Annotated in this window: 19 protein-coding genes; 6 read left to right on the forward strand and 13 right to left on the reverse strand. The window is 60.6% G+C overall.

The genetic code is table 11. From position 1 onward, the window contains the following. Positions 1-50 precede the first annotated feature (50 nt). Together F3H58_RS01535 and F3H58_RS01540 are read left to right on the forward strand one after the other, a co-directional pair. Positions 51-770 (forward strand): AzlC family ABC transporter permease, encoded by a 720-nt coding sequence (locus F3H58_RS01535; protein ID WP_149740975.1) that lies wholly within the window; start codon positions 51-53, stop codon positions 768-770. Next, positions 767-1,081, forward strand: a complete 315-nt coding sequence (locus tag F3H58_RS01540; protein WP_149740976.1) for an AzlD family protein — start codon at positions 767-769, stop codon at positions 1,079-1,081. The genes F3H58_RS01535 and F3H58_RS01540 overlap by 4 nt, the downstream gene beginning before the upstream one ends. Here the strand turns inward: F3H58_RS01540 and F3H58_RS01545 are convergent. Further along, entirely contained in the window at positions 1,078-2,919 is a 1,842-nt protein-coding gene (locus F3H58_RS01545) for an aminopeptidase P family protein (protein ID WP_149740977.1), read from the reverse strand. The two genes, F3H58_RS01540 and F3H58_RS01545, sit on opposite strands and share 4 nt — an antisense overlap. Before the next feature lie 293 nt (positions 2,920-3,212). Here F3H58_RS01545 and F3H58_RS27075 point away from each other — a divergent pair, with 293 nt between their 5' ends. Then, on the forward strand, positions 3,213-3,386 hold the full coding sequence (locus F3H58_RS27075; RefSeq protein ID WP_003522343.1) for a hypothetical protein: 174 nt from the start codon (positions 3,213-3,215) through the stop codon (positions 3,384-3,386). A gap of 146 nt (positions 3,387-3,532) precedes the next feature. Here the strand turns inward: F3H58_RS27075 and F3H58_RS01555 are convergent, their stop codons facing one another. The 3 genes from F3H58_RS01555 to F3H58_RS01565 form a co-directional block, all read right to left on the reverse strand. Next, positions 3,533-4,411: a 50S ribosomal protein L11 methyltransferase gene (locus tag F3H58_RS01555; protein ID WP_149740978.1), complete on the reverse strand. Its 879-nt coding sequence runs from the start codon at positions 4,409-4,411 to the stop codon at positions 3,533-3,535. 79 nt (positions 4,412-4,490) lie between these two features. Continuing rightward, complete coding sequence (gene sco / locus F3H58_RS01560; protein WP_149740979.1) at positions 4,491-5,099, reverse strand: cytochrome oxidase assembly protein Sco; 609 nt, start codon at positions 5,097-5,099, stop codon at positions 4,491-4,493. A 141-nt stretch (positions 5,100-5,240) separates the two neighbouring features. Next, entirely contained in the window at positions 5,241-5,537 is a 297-nt protein-coding gene (locus F3H58_RS01565) for a hypothetical protein (protein ID WP_223215538.1), read from the reverse strand. 87 nt (positions 5,538-5,624) lie between these two features. Between F3H58_RS01565 and F3H58_RS01570 the strand changes: the two genes are divergently transcribed. Continuing rightward, positions 5,625-6,092 carry a chemotaxis protein CheW gene (locus tag F3H58_RS01570; RefSeq protein WP_003522339.1) on the forward strand — a complete coding sequence of 156 codons (468 nt, stop codon included), beginning with the start codon at positions 5,625-5,627 and terminating at the stop codon, positions 6,090-6,092. 31 nt (positions 6,093-6,123) lie between these two features. Here F3H58_RS01570 and F3H58_RS01575 read toward each other — a convergent pair whose 3' ends face one another. From F3H58_RS01575 to gcvA, 3 genes are read right to left on the reverse strand one after another with little or no spacing between them, the layout of a single operon-like run. Further along, positions 6,124-6,615, reverse strand: a complete 492-nt coding sequence (locus F3H58_RS01575) for a CreA family protein (protein WP_020810267.1) — start codon at positions 6,613-6,615, stop codon at positions 6,124-6,126. A gap of 23 nt (positions 6,616-6,638) precedes the next feature. Continuing rightward, positions 6,639-7,292, reverse strand: coding sequence for a 3'-5' exonuclease (locus tag F3H58_RS01580; RefSeq protein ID WP_502706408.1), 654 nt, complete (start codon positions 7,290-7,292; stop codon positions 6,639-6,641). A 22-nt stretch (positions 7,293-7,314) separates the two neighbouring features. Beyond that, a complete protein-coding gene (gene gcvA, locus F3H58_RS01585) occupies positions 7,315-8,217 on the reverse strand; it encodes a transcriptional regulator GcvA (RefSeq protein WP_065655819.1) in 903 nt (300 codons plus the stop codon). Positions 8,218-8,414: 197 nt separating this feature from the next. Between gcvA and F3H58_RS01590 the strand changes: the two genes are divergently transcribed. Next, on the forward strand, positions 8,415-9,344 hold the full coding sequence (locus tag F3H58_RS01590) for a DMT family transporter (protein WP_188128731.1): 930 nt from the start codon (positions 8,415-8,417) through the stop codon (positions 9,342-9,344). Between the two features lie 182 nt (positions 9,345-9,526). Next, positions 9,527-10,060 (forward strand): GNAT family N-acetyltransferase, encoded by a 534-nt coding sequence (locus F3H58_RS01595; protein ID WP_149740981.1) that lies wholly within the window; start codon positions 9,527-9,529, stop codon positions 10,058-10,060. Between the two features lie 6 nt (positions 10,061-10,066). Here F3H58_RS01595 and F3H58_RS01600 read toward each other — a convergent pair whose 3' ends face one another. From F3H58_RS01600 to ftsZ, 6 genes are all read right to left on the reverse strand, one after another. Beyond that, complete coding sequence (locus F3H58_RS01600; RefSeq protein WP_149740982.1) at positions 10,067-10,960, reverse strand: aminoglycoside phosphotransferase family protein; 894 nt, start codon at positions 10,958-10,960, stop codon at positions 10,067-10,069. A gap of 64 nt (positions 10,961-11,024) precedes the next feature. Next, positions 11,025-13,199 carry an NAD-dependent DNA ligase LigA gene (gene ligA / locus F3H58_RS01605; RefSeq protein WP_149740983.1) on the reverse strand — a complete coding sequence of 725 codons (2,175 nt, stop codon included), beginning with the start codon at positions 13,197-13,199 and terminating at the stop codon, positions 11,025-11,027. A gap of 114 nt (positions 13,200-13,313) precedes the next feature. Further along, complete coding sequence (recN, locus tag F3H58_RS01610; RefSeq protein WP_020810274.1) at positions 13,314-14,987, reverse strand: DNA repair protein RecN; 1,674 nt, start codon at positions 14,985-14,987, stop codon at positions 13,314-13,316. Positions 14,988-15,002: 15 nt separating this feature from the next. After that, positions 15,003-15,869, reverse strand: coding sequence for an outer membrane protein assembly factor BamD (locus tag F3H58_RS01615; protein ID WP_003522209.1), 867 nt, complete (start codon positions 15,867-15,869; stop codon positions 15,003-15,005). A 233-nt stretch (positions 15,870-16,102) separates the two neighbouring features. Then, complete coding sequence (gene lpxC, locus F3H58_RS01620; protein ID WP_149740984.1) at positions 16,103-17,062, reverse strand: UDP-3-O-acyl-N-acetylglucosamine deacetylase; 960 nt, start codon at positions 17,060-17,062, stop codon at positions 16,103-16,105. A gap of 265 nt (positions 17,063-17,327) precedes the next feature. Continuing rightward, entirely contained in the window at positions 17,328-19,088 is a 1,761-nt protein-coding gene (ftsZ, locus tag F3H58_RS01625) for a cell division protein FtsZ (protein WP_003522207.1), read from the reverse strand. Between the last annotated feature and the right edge of the window lie 33 nt (positions 19,089-19,121).

Consider the following 19,121-nt stretch of genomic DNA (forward strand, 5'->3'; position numbering starts at 1 on the left):
TGCCAGCCGGGCGGGACGGCGATAGAGCGGCGGGCAAGGAGTTTCCAGAAATGTTCAATGCAGATTTTCGCGAGGGATTGAAGAGCGGTTTCCCGATCGCCCTCTCCGCCGCCCCCTTCGGTGCGCTGTTCGGCGCGGTCGCAGTCGATAACGGGCTCAGCGTCACCGAGGCCACGATCATGAGCGGAACCGTCTATGCGGGCGCGAGCCAGCTCGTGGGTATCGAATTGTTCGGCCAGAAGGTTGCCCCCTGGCTGATCGTTTTATCCGTCTTCGCCGTCAATTTCCGCCATATCCTCTATTCGGCCGCCATTGCCCGGATGATCTCGAACTGGTCTTTCCTCCAGAAGGCCGCGGGCTTCTTCGTGCTGGTCGATCCGCAATTCGCCGAATCGGTCAGGAAATACGAAAATACCGGCACGGTCGGCTTTTCCTGGTACATGGGCTTTGCAGCGCCGGTCTACGTGCTGTGGCTGGCCATGACCATTCTCGGCGCATCGCTCGGCAATATGGTCGGCGATCCCAAAGCCATCGGTCTCGATGTGCTGCTGCCGATCTATTTCATGGGCATGGTCTTGAGCTTCCGCCAGCGGGAGAATTTCTACCCTGTCATGCTGGCAAGCGCGGTTGGCGCAACGGTCGCCTATCACATCGTCGGTTCGCCATGGCATGTAAGCCTCGGCGCCGTCGCCGGAATTCTCGTCGCGGTCCTTTATCCGCCGAAGCCGAATGGCGCGGCGAATTCTGATAGCGGGGCCGACACGCCATGAGCGACATGCTGCACGCCGATACGCTGATGCTGATCGCACTCGCCGCCATCGCCACTTATCTCACCCGCATCGGCGGTTATGTGCTGATGACGCGGATGAAATCCATTCCACCGCGCATGGAGGCCGGACTGAACGCCGTGCCGGTTGCGGTTCTGACCACGCTCGTCGCACCCGCCTTTTTCGAAGGCGGATACGAGGTGAAGATCGGCATGGTGGCCGCCCTTCTGGTCTGCCTGCGCTTTCCTGGCCTGACGATGCTAGCCATAGGTTGGGCCGTCGTCATCGCCATCAGACATTTCGGGCTGCTTTAAGCCGCCCGTGCCAATGGCTTAGTCGCCGCAACGAGCCAAGCCTTCACCTCTTCGTCGGTGATGAGTGGAGAAAGCTTCTCCAGAACGCTGGCATGGTAGGCGTTAAGCCAATCGAGTTCCTCGTCGGTCAGCAGGGACACGATGACGAGCCTGTTGTCGATGGGGCACCAGGTCAGCGTTTCGAAGGAGAACATCGGCTGATCGCCGCCGGCCACCTCCTCCGCCTCGCGCACATAGATCAGGTTCTCGATGCGGATGCCGAAAGCGCCGGGACGATAATAACCCGGCTCGTTCGACAGGATCATGCCGGGCAGAAGCTCCTGCGTCGAAAGCCTTGCAATACGTTGCGGCCCCTCATGCACGGAGAGATAGGAGCCAACACCGTGGCCGGTGCCATGGGCATAATCTGCCCCCGCCTTCCACAGTGCGATGCGCGCCAGTGGATCAAGGTCGCAACCGCGCGTTCCCTTCGGAAACCGTGCCGCACTGATGGCAATCACGCCCTTCAGCACCAGCGTGAAGAAACGCCTCTGCTCCTCCGGCACCGTGCCGATTGCGATGGTACGGGTGATGTCAGTAGTGCCGTTGACATATTGCGCGCCGGAATCGACGAGGAACATCTCGCCGTCCGCAAGTGTGCGGTCGGTATCGGTGGTGACGCGGTAATGGATGATGGCGGCATGTTCGCCGGCACCTGAAATCGTATCGAAAGACACGTCCTTGAGCGGGTTTTGCAACCCCTGCCCCACCTTGACCCGAGCGGCCTCCAGCGCCTTGACGGCGACGATTTCGGTGACGCTGCCCGGTTGCTGGCGATCCAGCCAGCAGAGATATTCGACCATGGCCGCGCCATCCTGCACATGGGCGGCTGCCGAGCCGGCCAGCTCCGCCTTGTTCTTGCGCGCGCGCGGCAGGCGAACGGGATCGGCCTCCTCTATCAGCGAGCCGCCCGCCGCCGTGATTGCGCCGGTCAGCGCCACCGGGGTCAGATCGGCATCGACCATCACCCGACCCTTGGCGCTGGCAATGGCATGCAGACGATCTGCGATCTTCGACGGCGGCAATTGTGTCGCGAGCTGCGCCAGATAGGCCTCGGTCTCGATGCCGGTCTTACGCTTGTCGAGAAAAATATCCGCCCTGCCATCGGCGTAGATGATGGCGCGGGCGAGCGGATGCGGCGTATGCGGCACGTCGTTGCCGCGAAGATTGAAAATCCAGGCGATGGACGACGGATCGGTAACCAACAGGGCATCCGCGCCCTTTGCCGAGACCGTCTCCGCCAGCGAGGCGATCTTTTCCTTCGCCAGCCTGCCGGTAAAGGCCTCGGGCTGGATAACGACGGGTTCCAGCGGCTCGGAGGGACGGTCCTGCCAAAGGGCATCGAGCGGATTCTTTTCCAGGAGAACGACCGAACCGCCCTTGCCGGCAAGCGCCTTTTCCAGCCGCTTCAACTCCGCGCCGGTGTGCAGCCATGGATCGATGCCGAGCCGGAAACCCTGTGGAGCATGTTCGGCCAGCCAGACGGAGGGCGGCGCGCCAACCAGATCGCCGCCGCTGAAGACCGATTGATCGACCTGCGACTTGAGCTGCGTTGTATAACGGCCATCGACAAAAACCACCGCCTCCGTGCGCGTCACCAGCGCAATGCCGGCGGAACCGGTAAACCCCGTCAGCCAGGACAGGCGCTCGGCGCACTCCGGCACATATTCCCCCTGATATTCATCGGCGCGCGGCACCAGAAAACCGTCGATACCAAGGGCATCGAAACCGGCGCGCAGCGCCTCGACGCGGGCCTTGCCAAATTGCGGCGCGGATTTGTTTTCGAAGGTCTGGAACATGGGCGTCTTTCGGGAACTGTCATGGAGAAAAGCTGCAAGTTGCGCCGTCAAATCATTGGCGCACAACGACAATGCCACGCGGACAAAGCCAGTTTCAAGCCATATATGACAGACCAGCTTGCGGCGATAAATTGTGCATATTTTGTGAAATAAGTAATACTCAAGGCGAAGTGACATGCGATAAATGCATATCTACCCTGAGATATCCCCTCTAACTAAACAAAAACACATCGCTTATCTTCAGATCAACACAGCGAGAGAGACACTCTCCTGGCAAACAAGGATTTGAAGCAATGGCAAAATCTTTCCTCCGCACCGCCTTCGATCGCGTCGTTGAAGCACGCGAGCGTCAGGTCAGCCGCCATGTCAACGCCGCCCTTCTGAACCTCGACGACAAGTCGCTCGAAGCGCTCGGCATGAACCGCGCCGATCTGCGTCGCAAGGCAAAGTCCAGCTACGTATTCTGATCACGTCCGGCGCGGCGATCCTCCCTCCACCGCGCCGAACAGGAATACGTCGACCCGCTTGAGCAAGCTCCTCCCATGCTCGCGGGTTTCCAGGCGGCGCGAAAGCGCCGCCTTTTCTTTTGCCCGAAAGGGATGCTGCCGCTGGTTCAGTCTTTACGCAGATGCAGCGTGACCCAGCCGTTGCGCCAGATGGTGCGGACATGGGAAAGCCGGGCGCCATTATAGGCGGAAAGCACCTTCCAGCGCTGTGAGGCCAGAATGCCGGACAGTATGACGGTGCCGCCGGGCGCCAGATGCGTGACAAGCTGCGGCGCCATCTTGATAAGCGGCCGCGCCAGAATATTGGCGATGATGAGATCGAACGGACCATGCTTGCGGAAGGCGTCGGAGTGAAATCCGGGTGCGGTTTCCAGCGCCATCCCGGAAACAATGCCGTTCAGCCGCACATTTTCCTTGGCCACTTTGACGGCAACGGGATCGATGTCCGTTGCCAGCACGGGAATGGGACGCATCTTGCGCACCGCAATCGCCAGCACGCCGCTGCCGGTGCCGAGATCGAGCGCGTTGCGCACCGTCCGTGCACGGAGCACGTCCGCGATCATCTCAAGGCAGCCGGCCGTCGTGCCGTGATGGCCGGTGCCGAAAGCCTGCCCCGCCTCGATCTCGATCGCCAGATCGTGGGGTTGCACCTTGTCACGATCATGCGCACCGTGGACGATGAACCGCCCTGCCCGCACGGGCTTCAGCCCCTCGAGCGATTTGGCGATCCAGTCGACATCGGGAACGATTTCCTTCTCAATGACGAGACCGGGAAAAGCGGGAGCGAGCAAAGCGCTGACGCGCTCGCGGAACTCCTCCTCCTGCTCGGCCATCAGATAGACGGAGGCTTCCCAGATATCGCGCTTCTCATCCACCTCGGTCGTGGCGATCGCGACATCCTCCTCGCCGAAATAGTCCGACATGAGATCGAGGATTTCACCGGCCTTGATTTCGGTCGTGGTGACATAGAGGCGGATTTCGCTCACGGCGGCTGCTTTCTCTGGCTAGGGCTACTCAATCTGCCTTTGCCACAAAACCTTCACCAGTCCAATAAGCCCGGCGTAATTATGCCTTCGCACCCTTTAGAAGATTCTGGAGCTTCTGTTCGGCGACGTCAGGGTTTTCGCCATAAGCGATCGTTCCCGCAAAGCGGCCGTTGGCATCGAGCAGGATGACGGACGCCGTGTGATCCATGGTGTAGTCGCCATTCGGATCCTTCTCGTCCACCGGCACCTTCTTGGCATAGATGCGGTAGCCCTTCAGCGTTTCGGCAATCTTGTCGGCCGGGCCGGTGATGCCGGTGATGCGCTTCGAGACGTTGGAGACATATTGCTGCATGATCTCAGGCGTATCGCGCTCGGGATCGACGGAGACGAAATAGGCCTGCAGCTTGTCGCCGGCCGGGTCCACCTTCTCCATCCAGCCATTCAGCTCGAAAAGGGTTGTCGGGCAGACTTCCGGGCAATGGGTGAAACCGAAGAACAGCGCTGTCGGCTTGCCCTGAAAGGCCTTTTCGGTGATCGGCTGGCCGTTTTGCGCGGTGAGTTGGAAGGGCACGCCATAGGCTGTCTCCACCATTTCATTACGCGTCTTCGTCATTTCGATCGTCAACCAGCTGACAACGCCGGCGAGAACGAGCACGACGGCCCACAATACGATGCGAATATTTCTCATTGTCCAATCCTACCCCGAAAGCCGGCGGCATATCGCAGGCCCTGGCAGACAGATAACGAAAGGCGACGGGGACGGCAAATCAACTGGGCGTATTTGCGGGAACCGCGCTGATTTGTCACAAATCCGCAGCCGGAAAAAGCGTCACAGGCACCAGGCGATGCCGCTCTGTACCGTGGACAGGAAAATATCCGTGCCGTGCCGCACCCAGCCGTCAAAGGCAAGAAGCACGATGGCAAGCGAGGCCACAGCGGCAAGACTAGCCAGAATAAACTTCAGCGGATGGGAAACGAGTGCGTTCATATGCCCATCATAACCTGTTTGTGTGAGCGCGAAAACCGCCAAAATACTGGGTTTTGCCGGCGAGACCGGCGCAAATGTTAGGGAAAGTTTAAAATCTTGCTGTGCATTATGACCATAGCGGTTTTTAAGCCTCGACATGATGTCTCCCGGTCCATTCTCCGGCCACCGCATAAAGCTCAATCCTGCGTGGGCCTGTTAGAGAGCCATCAGAGGAAACCTGCCGTCATGTCCAACGCCATCAAGCAATCCGGCGCATATCTCGAAATCGTTTCCTTCCATCTGGGCGATCAGGAATTCTGCATCGACATCATGGCGATCCGCGAAATCCGCGGTTGGGCGCCGGTTACACCGATGCCGCACACCCCGCCTTATGTGCTCGGCCTCATCAACCTGCGCGGCGCTGTCATTCCCGTCATAGACATGGCCGGCCGCCTCGGCATGAAGATGACCGAACCCTCCGAACGCTCCGCCATCATCGTCACCGATATCGGCGGCAAGTTGGTCGGCCTGCTGGTGGAACAGGTCTCCGACATGATGACCATCCGCTCCGAAGACCTGCAGCCCGCGCCCGATATCATTCCGGAAGAACAGCGCAGCTTCTGCCGCGGCATAGTGGCGCTGGAAAAGAGCATGGTCTGCTTCCTCAACCTCGACACCGTCATCGCAGACGAGCTGGCACGCGAAGCGGCCTGATCAAGGCATAACGCAATTGAGGGGGCAGGCCTTACGGCTTGCCCTTTTGCCATGTGACCTGCTGGTTATAAAGCGGCACCGTGGAAATCGCCATCTTGGCCGAACCGTCGGTCAGTTCCCGCGCATGTACCAGATAGATCAGCGTATCGTTCGCCCTATCATAAACGCGGCTGACGACGAGCTTCTTCCACACCAGCGACATGCCCTGCCGGAACACTTCTTCCCCGCCCTTGGAGAGATCGATATCGCCGATCTCCACCGGTCCAGTCTGGCTGCAGGAAATGGCGTTGTTGGAAGGGTCTTCGAACCAGTTGCCGTTCTTCAGCCGGTCGATGACGCCGCGCTCGAAATAGGTCACATGGCAGGTCACGCCCTTGATCTTCGGATCGGCGATCGCCTCGATGACGATGTCATTGCCGATCCAGTCGACGCCGACCTCGCCCACCACCTGCGAATGCGCAGCTGTCACCGGAAGCAATGCCAGAAAGCCCGCAAACAAACCCGACAGAGTTTTCATCGTCATCGCATCTTCTCCGTTACGCTGCTTCAAACATAAGTGCGCGGAACGGTGACGCAACCCGGGAGACGGCGCGTTTTTTTCATGCTGCAGGGCTGGTAACCGGTGGAGGTGAGACGCCCCGCGACCATGCCGATCTTTTCCGGCAGATCGCGGATATGGGCAACGCGCAAAGCCTTGGCCGCCGCAATCGACGCGGCCGCGCAGACGACGGCATCTTCCGCTGCATTGTGGTGCACGAAACGCAGCTGGAGGTGATGGGCGATGACATTCAGCTTGTGCGACGCCAGATTGGGCCAGACATGCCGGGCGATCTTGACGCTGCACAGATAGGAAAGGTCTGGATAGGACTGCCGGTATTTGTCGAAGGACGCGCGCATGACGCTGAAATCGAAGGCGGCATTATGGGCGATCATGGTGGCGCCGTGGAAGTCGTCGATGAACTCCTCCATCACCTCGGGAAATTCCGGCGCATCTTCGACATCGGCCGGGCGGATGCCATGCACGGCGATGTTGAAGGGCGAAAACCGCATGTCCTTCGGCCGGATCAGCCGTTCCTCGACGCGAACGATCTCGCCGCCCTCTATCCATGCAAGCCCAACGGAGCAGGCGCTGCCCCGTTCCTCATTGGCGGTCTCGAAATCGATGGCGATGGTTTTCAAGAGTGATTCCCGTTGTTTCATTCCGGCATAGACCGGATTGACGTCAAAGAGAACCGGCCTCGGCAGAACCCGCTTCCGAAAGCATCCAGTCGATGAGCGTCACCAGATCGGGATTATCCAGCATGCGCCGCGGATAAACGAGGAAATAGGCGAGCGTGCTGGCCATGTCCTTGCCGAAGGGCGCAATCAATGCGCCTTCCGCAAGCTCGCGGGAAACCAGCGAACGCCGGGTCAGCGCAATGCCGTGCCCGGCCTTGGCCGCATCCAGCGCGCCATTGCTGTCGATGAAGACGGTGCCGCCGGAGGCATCGACATCCGATGCTCCCGCCGCCTCCAGCCAGCGCCGCCATTCATTGCGGTTTTCATCGTGCAGAAGCGGAATGGATTTGAGATCCCCCGCCTCCTGAAGCGGCCCATATTTTTCCAGAAGCTGCGGGGAGCAAACCGGCAAAGTGCTGTCATCGATGAAGCGGATGCTCTCCAGCCCTTCATACCGACCGAACCCGTGCCGCACCGCCAGATCGACATCGTCCCTCGAAAAATCCACCAATCGGTTCGTCACACTGATGCGGACATCCACCTGCGGGTGTTGCTGCTGGAAGGCAGGCAATCGCGGCATCAGCCATTGAACGGCGAAAGTCGGCGTGCAGCTCAGCGTCAGAACCGTGATCTCGGAGCGCGCCGTCAGTTCCGCCGTCGCCTCGCGCATCATCCGGAAGGCGGTGCGAAGCGCGCCGTAATAACGCTCCCCCTCACGCGTCAGCTGTATGCTGCGCGGCTTGCGGAAAAACAATTGCACACCAAGCCGCGCCTCCAGCTCCCGGATTTGCAGGCTGACGGCACCGGGCGTGACATTCAACTCATTGGAAGCAAGCGTGACGCTGCGATACCGTGCTGCGGCCTCGAAGGCCTGCAACCCTTTCAAAGAAGGAAGTTCGGCTGCCATGATTTAGCTCATCTCAATTATCGAACGAGAAACAATCGTTTGAAAACACCATAAAACAGAGAGTAAATAGACGCAACTAGACCTGAAACGCAGTGAAAACCACCCATCTCCAGATTGAGCCAAACTCAACCGATATCGGGTGGATGGCGGCGAGCCCGCCTGCGATCATGTCGATACTCATGCTTTGGGAGATGACGATGGCGATACAGAAACAGATGGATGCCGGTGAATGGGCGATGCTCGTAGCGCTCTCGCTTCTCTGGGGCGGATCGTTCTTTTTCATCGGTGTCGCCGTCAAGGAACTGCCGCCCGTCACCATCGTAGCGCTGCGCGTCAGCCTGGCGGCAATCGCGCTTCTCATCGTCTGCCGCATCATGGGCCTTCGCCTGCCGCGTGAATGGGCGGTGTGGCGCGCCTTTTTCGGCATGGGCCTGCTCAACAACATCATCCCCTTCTGCCTGATCGTCTGGGGCCAGACCCACATTGCCAGCGGACTAGCCTCGATCCTCAATGCCACCACGCCTCTCTTCACCGTCATCGTCGCCCATTTTCTCACCGCCGACGAGAAGATGACTGGCAACAAGCTCACCGGCGTGCTGATCGGCTTTGCCGGCGTGGCGACCATGATCGGCCCTGCCGCCTTCACCGGCTCATCCGGCCTCTGGGGCCAGGTCGCCATTCTCGGCGCGGCCATCTCCTATTCCTTCGCGGGCATATTCGGCCGCCGTTTCAAGGCCATGGGCGTGCCGCCGCTGATGACCGCCACCGGCCAGATCTCCTCTTCGACATTGATGCTCATCCCGGCCGCCCTTGTTATCGATAAGCCATGGACGCTCGCCATGCCGGGCCTCGGAACCTGGGGCGCACTTGTCGGCATCGCCCTCTTATCGACGGCGCTCGCCTACCTGATCTTCTTCCGCATCCTCGCCAGCGCCGGCGCCACCAACCTCGCCCTCGTCACCTTCCTCATTCCCGTCAGCGCCATCCTGCTCGGTTCGCTGCTTCTCGGCGAGCAGCTGGAGATGAAGCACTTCGCCGGCATGGCGATGATCGCCGCCGGTCTTGCCGCGATCGACGGCAGGCTGCCGGCAAAACTCAGAAGCCTGCTGCGCAACGCACCCGCTTGACAGGGCCATGCGGCAAAAGCATTCTGCGCGCATGATCGCAACGAAACAGAACACCACCCGTCGCCATACCATTACCGGCCACCCGGCAGGCAGAGGTATGTCGTCGCGTTAAGCGATCCATTTCCACCCTGCCACCAGAGCAGGGTTCGCAAACCTGCTCCCATACGCCCAAGGAGACAGGCATGCAGAACATGAAATTTGCCGATAATGAAGATTCGCAATTCAGCTTGAACGAAGTCGTCCTGCGCGCGGCGCGTCTGGACGATGCCGAAGCCCTGACCGAAATGTTCAACCTGCCCGGCGTCCGTCACGGCACGCTCCGACAGCCGTTTCAGTCCGTTGAAAAAACGCGGAAATCGATGGAAAACCGCGGCCCGAACGATATCGCCATCGTTGGCGAATGGCGTGGAAAGATCGTTGCCAATGCAGGACTGTTTCGCAGGGCGGGAAGGCAGTCCCACATCGCCGATCTGGTGATCAGTGTTCACGACGATTTTGCGGGCAAGGGCGTCGGATCATATATCCTCGCGGCGTTGATCGACACGGCCGACAATTGGCACGATATACGCCGCATAGAGCTGAACGTCTTCACCGACAATCTCCCGGCAATCCGGCTTTACGAGAAATTCGGTTTCGAACGGGAAGGCACCCTGCGCAACGACGCCTATCGTGACGGAAAATACGTCGATGCCCACGTGATGGCGCGTCTTCGATAGTTCCGGTCAGTTGCCCAGGTGATCCGCAAACACTTCCCGAATGGTCCGGCGCGACCATTCGGCCATTTTGTCGTTACGTCCGCGCTCCGCATCCAGCACGATCAAAGCCTTCCACAGCGCCCAGCCACGCCCGCGCTGCCATGTCGCCTCATCCAGATCCAGCGCCCGGCGAAAAACGGCGCGGCTTCCCGCATCGAGCACATTCCACGCGAGGATGAGATCGGAAGACGGATCGCCGACGCCGGAACTGCCGAAATCGATGACGGCCGAAAGCCGGCCGTCCTTCACCAGCAGATTGCCCTCGGCAATGTCTCCATGCACCCACACTCCCTGCTTCCGCCAGTGGCTCGAAAGCGCAAGCTGCCATATCTCCATGGCCAGCGCCTGATCCACCTCATCGGCAAGCCGCACCGCCGAACCCTTCGCCTCCCCGTCATAAACCGAAAGCGAGCCGCCGCGTTGGAAGTTATGTGCGCCTGCGGGTGGGCCATCTGAAGCATCCACCCCGTGCAATGCTCTTAAAAACGCGGCAACATCGACGGCGATGGTTGAAAGATCAACACGTTCCAGATACCTGGCGAGCGGTTCGCCCTTAAGCCAGCGATAGACGGACCAGTGGAACGGATAACCCTGTCCCGGCTGCCCGAGCGCCAATGGCGCAGGGACCGGAAAAGGCAGGAGCGGCGCAAGCGCCGGCAGCCACCGGTGCTCCTTCTCCACCTGCGCAACATACCGGGCGGCACTTGGCATGCGGATCAGCATCTCATCGCCAAGACGGAAGCTGCGATTGTCCCAGCCGCTCAGCTCCACGGGCCGGATATTTAACCCCGCCCATTGCGGAAACTGGCTGTCAACCAGCGCCCGGACCTGCTCTGTGCTGACGACAATGCGGTCATCCATGCGGTGCTCTCCGTGTCAGTCGCAAAGCTCTAGCGGCAGAGAACAACATTGCCATGACGGTGTATCAACCGCCGATCAGGGCCAGCCACTCGTCCTCGTCCATGGTCTGCACGCCCAGTTCCGTCGCCTTGGCAAGCTTGGAGCCGGCTCCCGGCCCCGCCACCAGAATATCGGTCTTTTTGGAAACCGAGCCGGCCACTTTCGCGCCGAGGCTTTCGGCGCGCGCCTTGGCCTCGTCACGGGTAAATTTCTCCAGCGAGCCGGTAAACACCACCGTCTTGCCCGCCACCGGGCTGCCGTCGGTGGAAGGCTTTTCGGCCTCCTTCGGCTGCAACTCCCGTATCAGCCGGTCGATGACATCGAGATTGCGCGGCTCCTTGTAGAACTCGATGATGGCGCGGGCCACCACTTCGCCGATGCCGTCGATGCTGTTGAGTTCGACCCAGGCATCGCTCGCCGGGTCGGCTGCCGCCTTCATGCTCTCTTCGAAATGGTCGTAAGTGCCATAGGAGCGCGCCAGAAGCTTCGCCGTGGTCTCGCCCACATGGCGGATGCCGAGCGCGAAGATCAGCCGGTGCAGATCGATCTCGCGGCGGGCATCGATGGCGTCGAACAGCTTTCTGACGCTGACCTTGCCGAAGCCGTCGATATTCTCGAGCTTGGTCAGTTGCGAGGCTTCCTGCCGCGCCTTCAGGGTAAAAATCTCAGGCGCAGTCTTGATCGAGAGCGCCGGATCGTCGCTTTCGAAGAAGAAGTCTATCTGCTTGGTGCCAAGCCCTTCGATATCGAAGGCATTGCGCGAGACGAAATGTTTGAGATGTTCAACCGCCTGCGCCCGGCAGACGAACCCACCCGTGCAGCGCGTGACCGAATCGAGCTTGCCGGTCTTCTCATTACGCTCCCGCACCGCATGGCTGCCGCAGACCGGACATTTTTCCGGGAATGCATATTTCACCGCATCAGTCGGGCGCTTTTCCAGAAGCACGTCCAGCACCTGCGGAATGACATCGCCGGCACGCTGCACGATTACCGTGTCGCCGATGCGAATATCGTGATCTTCAGGGCGGATGCGCTCGCCGCTATTGCCGATGCCTTCGATATAATCGGCATTATGCAGCGTCGCATTGGTGACGACGACACCGCCGACGGTGATCGGCGTCAGCCGCGCCACCGGCGTCAAGGCACCGGTGCGCCCCACCTGGATTTCGATATTCTCAACCGTGGTAAAGGCCTGCTCGGCCGGAAATTTATGGGCGGTAGCCCAGCGCGGGCTGCGCGAGCGGAAGCCCAGCCGTTCCTGCAGATCGAGCCGGTCAACCTTATAGACCACGCCGTCGATATCGTAATCGAGATCGGGCCGCGCGACGCCTATTTCATTATAATGCTCAAGCAATTGCGCGGCGGAGGTGAATCGCTTCATCAGCGGATTGACCGGAAATCCCCACTCCCGGAATTTCTCCACGATGCCATATTGCGTATCGGCGATCCGCGCCGGCTGGCCGCCATTCGAAACCTCGCCCAGCGCATAGGCGAAGAACCGCAGCTTGCGTTTCGCCGTCACATTGGCGTCGAGCTGACGCAGGGAACCGGATGCCGTGTTGCGCGGGTTCACATAGGTCTGCTTGCCTTCAGCCTCCATCTGGGCATTGAGCGCCAGAAAGTCGCTCTTGGCCATATAGACTTCGCCCCGCACCTCCACCACATCGGGCGCATCGGCAGGCAGCTCGTTCGGAATTTCCTTGATGGTCCTGATATTGGCGGTGACATTCTCGCCCGTCGTGCCGTCGCCGCGCGTCGCCGCCGTCTTCAGCCTGCGGTTCTCGTAGCGGATCGACATGGAAAGCCCGTCGATCTTCGGCTCGGCGGTGAAGGCGATGGAATCGTCCGGCAGATGCCCGAGGAAGCGATAGACGGAACTCACGAAATCCCGCAAATCCTCTTCCGAAAACGTGTTGTCGAGCGACAGCATCGGCCGCGCATGCACGATAGGTGCGAAGGTGGGGAGGGGCGCGAAACCGACTTTTTTCGACGGGCTGTCGGCCCGCACCAGCGCCGGGAAAGCCGCCTCGATGGCGTCATTACGCCGCTTCAGCGCGTCATATTCCGCGTCCGTAATCTCCGGCGCATCCTTGCCGTGGTAAAGCGCATCGTGGCGGGCAAGCTCGGCCGCCAGAAACGCAAGCTCGGAAGAGGCTTCAAGCTCGGTGAGGTTTTCGACGGATTTCTGGTCTTTCGACATGACGGCCTCTTTTGCGAATTACCGAACGCTTTTAGCCGAAATAACAAACATTAAAAACAGTTTTGCCGCTGGACTCACAAGCCGAATCCGCTCTCGCAACGCTATCGGTAGCCGTCAGTCCTTGGCCGCCAGCAGGCGAGCCGCAGCAGCCCTCGCCTCGTCCGTCACCGACGCACCGGCAAGCATGCGGGCAATCTCTTCGGTACGGTGTTTCGGCTCCATGGTGGCCACGCGCGTGGCGATACGCTCGCTGCCGTCGCCGGATGGGCCTTTGGAAATGAGAAGATGGGTCGCCGCCCGTGCCGCCACCTGCGGCGCATGGGTAACGGACAGAACCTGCACGGTTTTCGACAGGCGGCGCAGCCGCTGGCCGATGGCATCCGCCACCGCGCCGCCGACACCCGTATCGATTTCATCGAACACCAGCGTCGGCGCTGAGCCGCGATCCGCCAGCGCCACTTTCAGCGCCAGCAGGAAGCGGGACAATTCACCACCCGAGGCCACCTTCATGATCGGTCCCGGCCGTGTGCCCGGATTGGTCTGGACGTGGAATTCAACCGTGTCGATACCATCGGCCGTCGCCTGTTCGGCATCGGAGGTCACCTCGACGGTAAACCGCGCCCGCTCCAGCTTCAGCGCCGGCAGTTCTGCCATCACCGCGTTGGAAAGCGCATCCGCCGCATGGCGGCGTTTGTCGGAAAGCGATTGCGCGGCACGGTCGAAATCGGCCTTCACCACCCCGAGATTGGCCTCGAGCTTGCCGAGCTTTTCTTCGCCGGCATCGAGATCGGCGAGATCGGCCACCATTTTTTCGGCGAGAGCCGGCAGATCGGGCACGGCAACGTTATATTTGCGGCCGGCGGCACGTAACGCAAACAGCCGCTCCTCCACCCGCTCCAGCTCACGCGGATCGAATTCGGTGCGCCGCAGCGCCGCCTCCACTTCCATCTGCGCATTGGAAAGGCTGTCGAGCGCGGCATCCAGCAATTGCACCGTGTCTTCCAGCAATCCCGGCGCTTCATGGCTCTTCCGCTCCAGACGCCGCATCATCGAGGCGATGACAGGCACAGGCGACGCATTGCCGTTCAGAAACTCGCTGGCCTCGGCGATATCGCCGGCAATGCGTTCGGATTTCTGCATCACCGCCCGGCGTTCGGCCAGCTCGTCCTCTTCACCGTCGCGCGGCGAGAGCGTTTCCAGTTCCTCGACGGAAGAGCGAAGGTAATCCGCCTCGCGCGCTGCCGCCTCCACCTTGGCGCGGTGCGTCTTCAGCGCACGCTCGGCATCCTTCCAGGTGCGGTAGAGGCCCTGAACGGCACGAGCCTCATCGCTCAGCCCGGCAAAGGCATCCAGCAGCGTCCGATGTGCATCGGTATCGACAAGCGCGCGATCATCATGCTGGCCATGGATTTCGACCAGCAATTGCCCGAGCTGGCGCATCATCTGCACGCTGATGGCCTGATCGTTGATATAGGCCTTGGTGCGACCGTCGGAGGATTGCACCCGGCGGAAAATCAGGTCGCCATCGTCGTCGAGACCGTTTTCACGCAGGAGAAGCCGTGTCGGGTGATTGTTCGGGACTTCGAAAGTGGCGGTGACCTGCCCCTTCTCTTCCCCGTGCCGCACAAGGCCGCCATCGCCACGGCCGCCAAGCGCGAGCGAGAGACTATCGAGAAGAATGGATTTGCCCGCACCCGTTTCGCCCGTCAACACGGAAAGGCCCGCCTCGAAACCGAGGTCGAGCCTTTCGATGAGAACGATATCGCGAATCGAGAGCTGGACCAGCATGGCCTATGCCCCGTCTCAGGCGCCGATGAGCTTCTTGCCGGCGCGCGAAATCCAGGACCCCTTGTTTTCCCGCGGTTCCAGCCCGCTGCCCTTCAGCAGCTTGTAGGAATCCGAATACCATTGGCTGTCAGGATAGTTGTTGCCGAGAACGGCGGCGGCGGTCTGCGCCTCGTCCACCAGGCCCATCGCATAATAGGCTTCCGTCAGACGTGCCAGCGCTTCCTCGATCTGGTTGGTGTTCTGGTACTGCTCGACGACGATGCGGAAACGCGAAACAGCGGCGAGATATTCCTTGCGCTCAAGATAATAACGGCCGACCTGCATTTCGCGGCCGGCGAGCTGGTCGCGTGCGAAACGGATCTTGGCCTGTGCGTCGGCGACATATTCCGAATCGGGATAGTCGTTGACGACCTTGTTCATCGCCTCGACGGTGCGCTGTGCGGCGCGCTGGTCCTGCGTGACGTCGGAAATCTGCTTCGAATAGGCAAGACCGATCATATACTGAACGTAAGCGGCATCCTTGGAGCGCGGATATTGGCGCAGGAACCGGCTGCCATTGGTAATGGCCACATCGTTCTTGTTGGTGCGCGTGGCAATGAAGGTCTGCATCACCAGCGCCTTCTGGCCCCATTCGGTGAAGGGGTACTGCTTGTCGATCGCCTCGAACTTGCGTGAGGCTTCCGTCATGTTGCCGGCGTTCATGTTGGCAAGCCCCTGCTTGTACAGAACATCCGGCGGATCGGTCTCGACGCCGAGCTTGGTGATGTCGATATCCGGATCGGACTGGCAGGCCGTGACGGCGACACTCGCGCCGACCAACATCAACGAGACGGCGATCCCCCGCATCGTACCCTTCATTGCACCAGACCCTACATGCTTCATTCGACAGTTCCCACTTCCCGCGCAAATACATAAGCATCGGCTTTGCACTGGCGTTCTAGCCATAAAAGCATCCGCAGGGCAACGCAATGATGACGCATTAACGCATTTTTATGGCATCGACCCGTGCAATCGCATGAATATCAGGCGATATTACGCAACTTCTTGTTCGCATCACGAAAAAGCCGCCCCAAAGGGAGCGGCTTTTTCTGTCAATTGATAGCCTGCGAAGGAATTCACGCAGACCAGGGTGCGAATTCCGGCATGTTGACCGCAACGAATTCGCGGGCGCGCACCATCTGGTTGCGGGCGGCCGGCGCTTCGACGATCTCATAGGCAGTGCGGTCGCTCAAAAGCGCCTTCAGCGCATTCGCATTGACCTTGTGGCCGCCGCGATAGGAGCGGTAGCAGCCGATGAACTGCGCACCGGCGAGCGCCAGGTCGCCCACGGCGTCCAGCGTCTTGTGACGGACGAATTCGTCCCTGGCGTAACGCAGACCTTCCATGTTGATGACGCTGTTGTCGTCGGAGATGACGACCGAGTTCTCAAGCGAGGAGCCGAGCGCATAACCGGCGGCCCACAGGCGCTCCACATCGCGCATGAAGCCGAAGGTGCGGGCGCGCGACAGCTCGTTCTTGAAGCTTTCCGCCGTCAGGTCGCCCTTCCAGGACTGTTTGCCGATCAGCGGCGTGTCGAAATCGATGTCGACCTCGAAGCGCGTACCGTCATAGGGACGGAACTCCGCCCAGGAGGCGCCCGAATCGATGCGCACCGGTTTGGTGACGCGAATATAACGGCGCTTCACGCCGAGGCCCTTGATGCCGACCGATTCGATCGCCTCGATGAAAGGAGCGGAGCTGCCGTCCATGATCGGCGCTTCCGGACCGTCGACTTCAACGATGAGGTTATCGAGGCCCATGGCGTAGATGGCGGCCATGACGTGCTCGATCGTCGCAACCGACTGGGAAAGCGAACGGCCGAGCACGGTGCACAGGTCGGTATTGCCGACATTGGCCGAAACCGCCTTCAACTCGGTAACGCTGCCATTGTCATGAAGGCGGTGGAAGACGATGCCCGTTCCGGCTTCTGCGGGCTGGAAGGTCATCGAAACCGGATTGCCGGAATGCACGCCAATGCCTTTGAGCTGAACAGCATTTGCGATAGTTGTCTGAAATCCGAGCAGTCCGATAGTCATGCGAATATGCCTTGTTTTGCAAACCGCGCCGCTTGAGCGCCGTTCAAGTTTTCGAGCCGGTTTGGCAACCGGCCAAGTCCGTGTTTTCCTTTACCCAGCCTCATACATACGCACATGTAGGTGCCACGACAAATCACTGTTCGTTTCGGATTGTTACACGCGTAAACCTTTGAAAATACGAATTAATTTAGTGTTAATAACGTAAAATAAACAAAACGCCCGGATCGTGAAACCCGGGCGTTCGAAGAGGCCGATGGAATCGCCCTTAGTTGGACTGGCGGCGCAGGAAGGCCGGGATTTCCAGCTGGTCGTCGTCGTGGTGGCTGGCCGAAGAAGGCGTTGCGCGGCCGTGGTCGTCAAGCTGGCCACGACGCGGTGCGTAGAGGCTGGCTTCCGGCGAAAGCGGGGCGCGGCGCTGCTGCGGCGCCATGCTCGGCGCATCCATCATGTCGGACGGAACTTCTTCTTCTTCGCGGCGACCAAGCGAGTTGGTGATGCGCTTCAGAAGACCCATCGGGCCACGCTCTTCCTGGGCGGCAGGAGCGGCATGGGTGCGATGTTCCATCTCGGCCTTGACGACCGGCGGGAAGTCTTCGACCTTCGGCATGCGGACCGGCTCGGGCTGGCGGGCAACCGGTGCCGGTTCCTGATAGACAGGAGCCTGCGGCTGCTGCATGCGCGGCGCCGGAGCGGCAACCTGTTCCGGAGCATGATAGACGGGCGCCGGAGCGACCGGTGCCGGAGCGGCCTGCTGAACCGGCTGGGCCGGACGGAGAGCCGCCGGCGCTTCAGCCGGAGAAGATGCGAACAGCTTGCTCTGCGGACGGAAATCCTGAGCCGGCTGCTGGTGTGCGGCGAAACCGAGTTCGCGTTCCATTTCGGCTTCTGCCGAACGGATGGTCTGGGCGATCGGGTCTACGGCCTTCTGTGCCTGCGATACTGCTGGAGCAGGCTGAACTGCGGCCGGAGCGGAAGCAACGGCCGCGGAAGGACGGATAAGCGGCTTGGCAACGGCTGCTGCGGCACGCATATCGGCAACGTTCTGCTCGCCGACGCCAGCAACGCGGTCGATGCCGGTCGCCACGACGGAGACGCGGATGAGACCTTCCAGAGCTTCGTCGAAGGTTGCGCCGAGGATGATGTTCGCATCCGGATCGACTTCTTCGCGAATGCGGGTCGCAGCTTCGTCGACTTCGAACAGGGTCAGGTCGCGACCGCCGGTGATGGAGATCAGCAGGCCCTGTGCGCCCTTCATCGAGGTTTCGTCGAGCAGCGGGTTGGCGATTGCCGCTTCCGCAGCCTGCATCGCACGGCCCGGACCGGAAGCCTCGCCGGTGCCCATCATCGCGCGGCCCATTTCACGCATGACCGAGCGAACGTCGGCGAAGTCGAGGTTGATGAGACCTTCCTTCACCATCAGGTCGGTGATGCAGGCAACGCCGGAGTAGAGAACCTGGTCGGCCATGGCGAAGGCGTCGGCGAAGGTCGTCTTGTCATTGGCAATACGGAAGAGGTTCTGGTTCGGAATGACGATCAGCGTATCGACGGACTTCTGCAGTTCCTCAATGCCCTGTTCGGCAAGACGCATACGGCGGCCGCCTTCGAAGTGGAAAGGCTTGGTGACGACGCCGACCGTCAGGATGCCCTTGTTGCGGGCCGCCTGTGCGACGACAGGTGCAGCACCCGTACCGGTTCCGCCGCCCATGCCGGCGGTGACGAAGCACATGTGGGTGCCGTTCAGGTGGTCGATGATCTCATCGATGCATTCTTCAGCGGCAGCGCGGCCGACTTCCGGCTGGGAACCGGCGCCAAGGCCTTCGGTGACGTTGACGCCGAGCTGAATGACCCGATCTGCCTTCGTCATGGTCAGCGCCTGCGCATCCGTGTTGGCGACGACGAAGTCGACGCCCTGAAGGCCGGCCGTGATCATGTTGTTGACAGCGTTACCACCACCACCGCCAACACCGAAGACGGTGATGCGTGGCTTCAGCTCTGTGATATCAGGCTTCTGCAGCTGTATCGTCATTTTAACATTCCTTCTTTCTCTGGCCGCATCGCC

The sequence above is a fragment of the Rhizobium sp. NFACC06-2 genome, from assembly GCF_900101425.1.
Taxonomy (GTDB): Bacteria; Pseudomonadota; Alphaproteobacteria; order Rhizobiales; family Rhizobiaceae; genus Agrobacterium; species Agrobacterium leguminum.

Bases quoted from the DNA above. Each gene is read 5' to 3' on its own strand.
- F3H58_RS01535 (WP_149740975.1), top strand. From the start codon at position 51: ATGTTCAATGCAGATTTTCGCGAGGGATTGAAGAGCGGTTTCCCGATC.
- F3H58_RS01540 (WP_149740976.1), top strand. From the start codon at position 767: ATGAGCGACATGCTGCACGCCGATACGCTGATGCTGATCGCACTCGCC.
- F3H58_RS01545 (WP_149740977.1), bottom strand. From the start codon at position 2,919: ATGTTCCAGACCTTCGAAAACAAATCCGCGCCGCAATTTGGCAAGGCC.
- F3H58_RS27075 (WP_003522343.1), top strand. From the start codon at position 3,213: ATGGCAAAATCTTTCCTCCGCACCGCCTTCGATCGCGTCGTTGAAGCA.
- sco (WP_149740979.1), bottom strand. From the start codon at position 5,099: ATGAGAAATATTCGCATCGTATTGTGGGCCGTCGTGCTCGTTCTCGCC.
- F3H58_RS01565 (WP_223215538.1), bottom strand. From the start codon at position 5,537: ATGTCGAGGCTTAAAAACCGCTATGGTCATAATGCACAGCAAGATTTT.
- F3H58_RS01570 (WP_003522339.1), top strand. From the start codon at position 5,625: ATGTCCAACGCCATCAAGCAATCCGGCGCATATCTCGAAATCGTTTCC.
- F3H58_RS01575 (WP_020810267.1), bottom strand. From the start codon at position 6,615: ATGACGATGAAAACTCTGTCGGGTTTGTTTGCGGGCTTTCTGGCATTG.
- F3H58_RS01580 (WP_502706408.1), bottom strand. From the start codon at position 7,292: ATGAAACAACGGGAATCACTCTTGAAAACCATCGCCATCGATTTCGAG.
- gcvA (WP_065655819.1), bottom strand. From the start codon at position 8,217: ATGGCAGCCGAACTTCCTTCTTTGAAAGGGTTGCAGGCCTTCGAGGCC.
- F3H58_RS01590 (WP_188128731.1), top strand. From the start codon at position 8,415: ATGGCGATACAGAAACAGATGGATGCCGGTGAATGGGCGATGCTCGTA.
- F3H58_RS01595 (WP_149740981.1), top strand. From the start codon at position 9,527: ATGCAGAACATGAAATTTGCCGATAATGAAGATTCGCAATTCAGCTTG.
- F3H58_RS01600 (WP_149740982.1), bottom strand. From the start codon at position 10,960: ATGGATGACCGCATTGTCGTCAGCACAGAGCAGGTCCGGGCGCTGGTT.
- ligA (WP_149740983.1), bottom strand. From the start codon at position 13,199: ATGTCGAAAGACCAGAAATCCGTCGAAAACCTCACCGAGCTTGAAGCC.
- recN (WP_020810274.1), bottom strand. From the start codon at position 14,987: ATGCTGGTCCAGCTCTCGATTCGCGATATCGTTCTCATCGAAAGGCTC.
- F3H58_RS01615 (WP_003522209.1), bottom strand. From the start codon at position 15,869: ATGAAGCATGTAGGGTCTGGTGCAATGAAGGGTACGATGCGGGGGATC.
- lpxC (WP_149740984.1), bottom strand. From the start codon at position 17,062: ATGACTATCGGACTGCTCGGATTTCAGACAACTATCGCAAATGCTGTT.
- ftsZ (WP_003522207.1), bottom strand. From the start codon at position 19,088: ATGACGATACAGCTGCAGAAGCCTGATATCACAGAGCTGAAGCCACGC.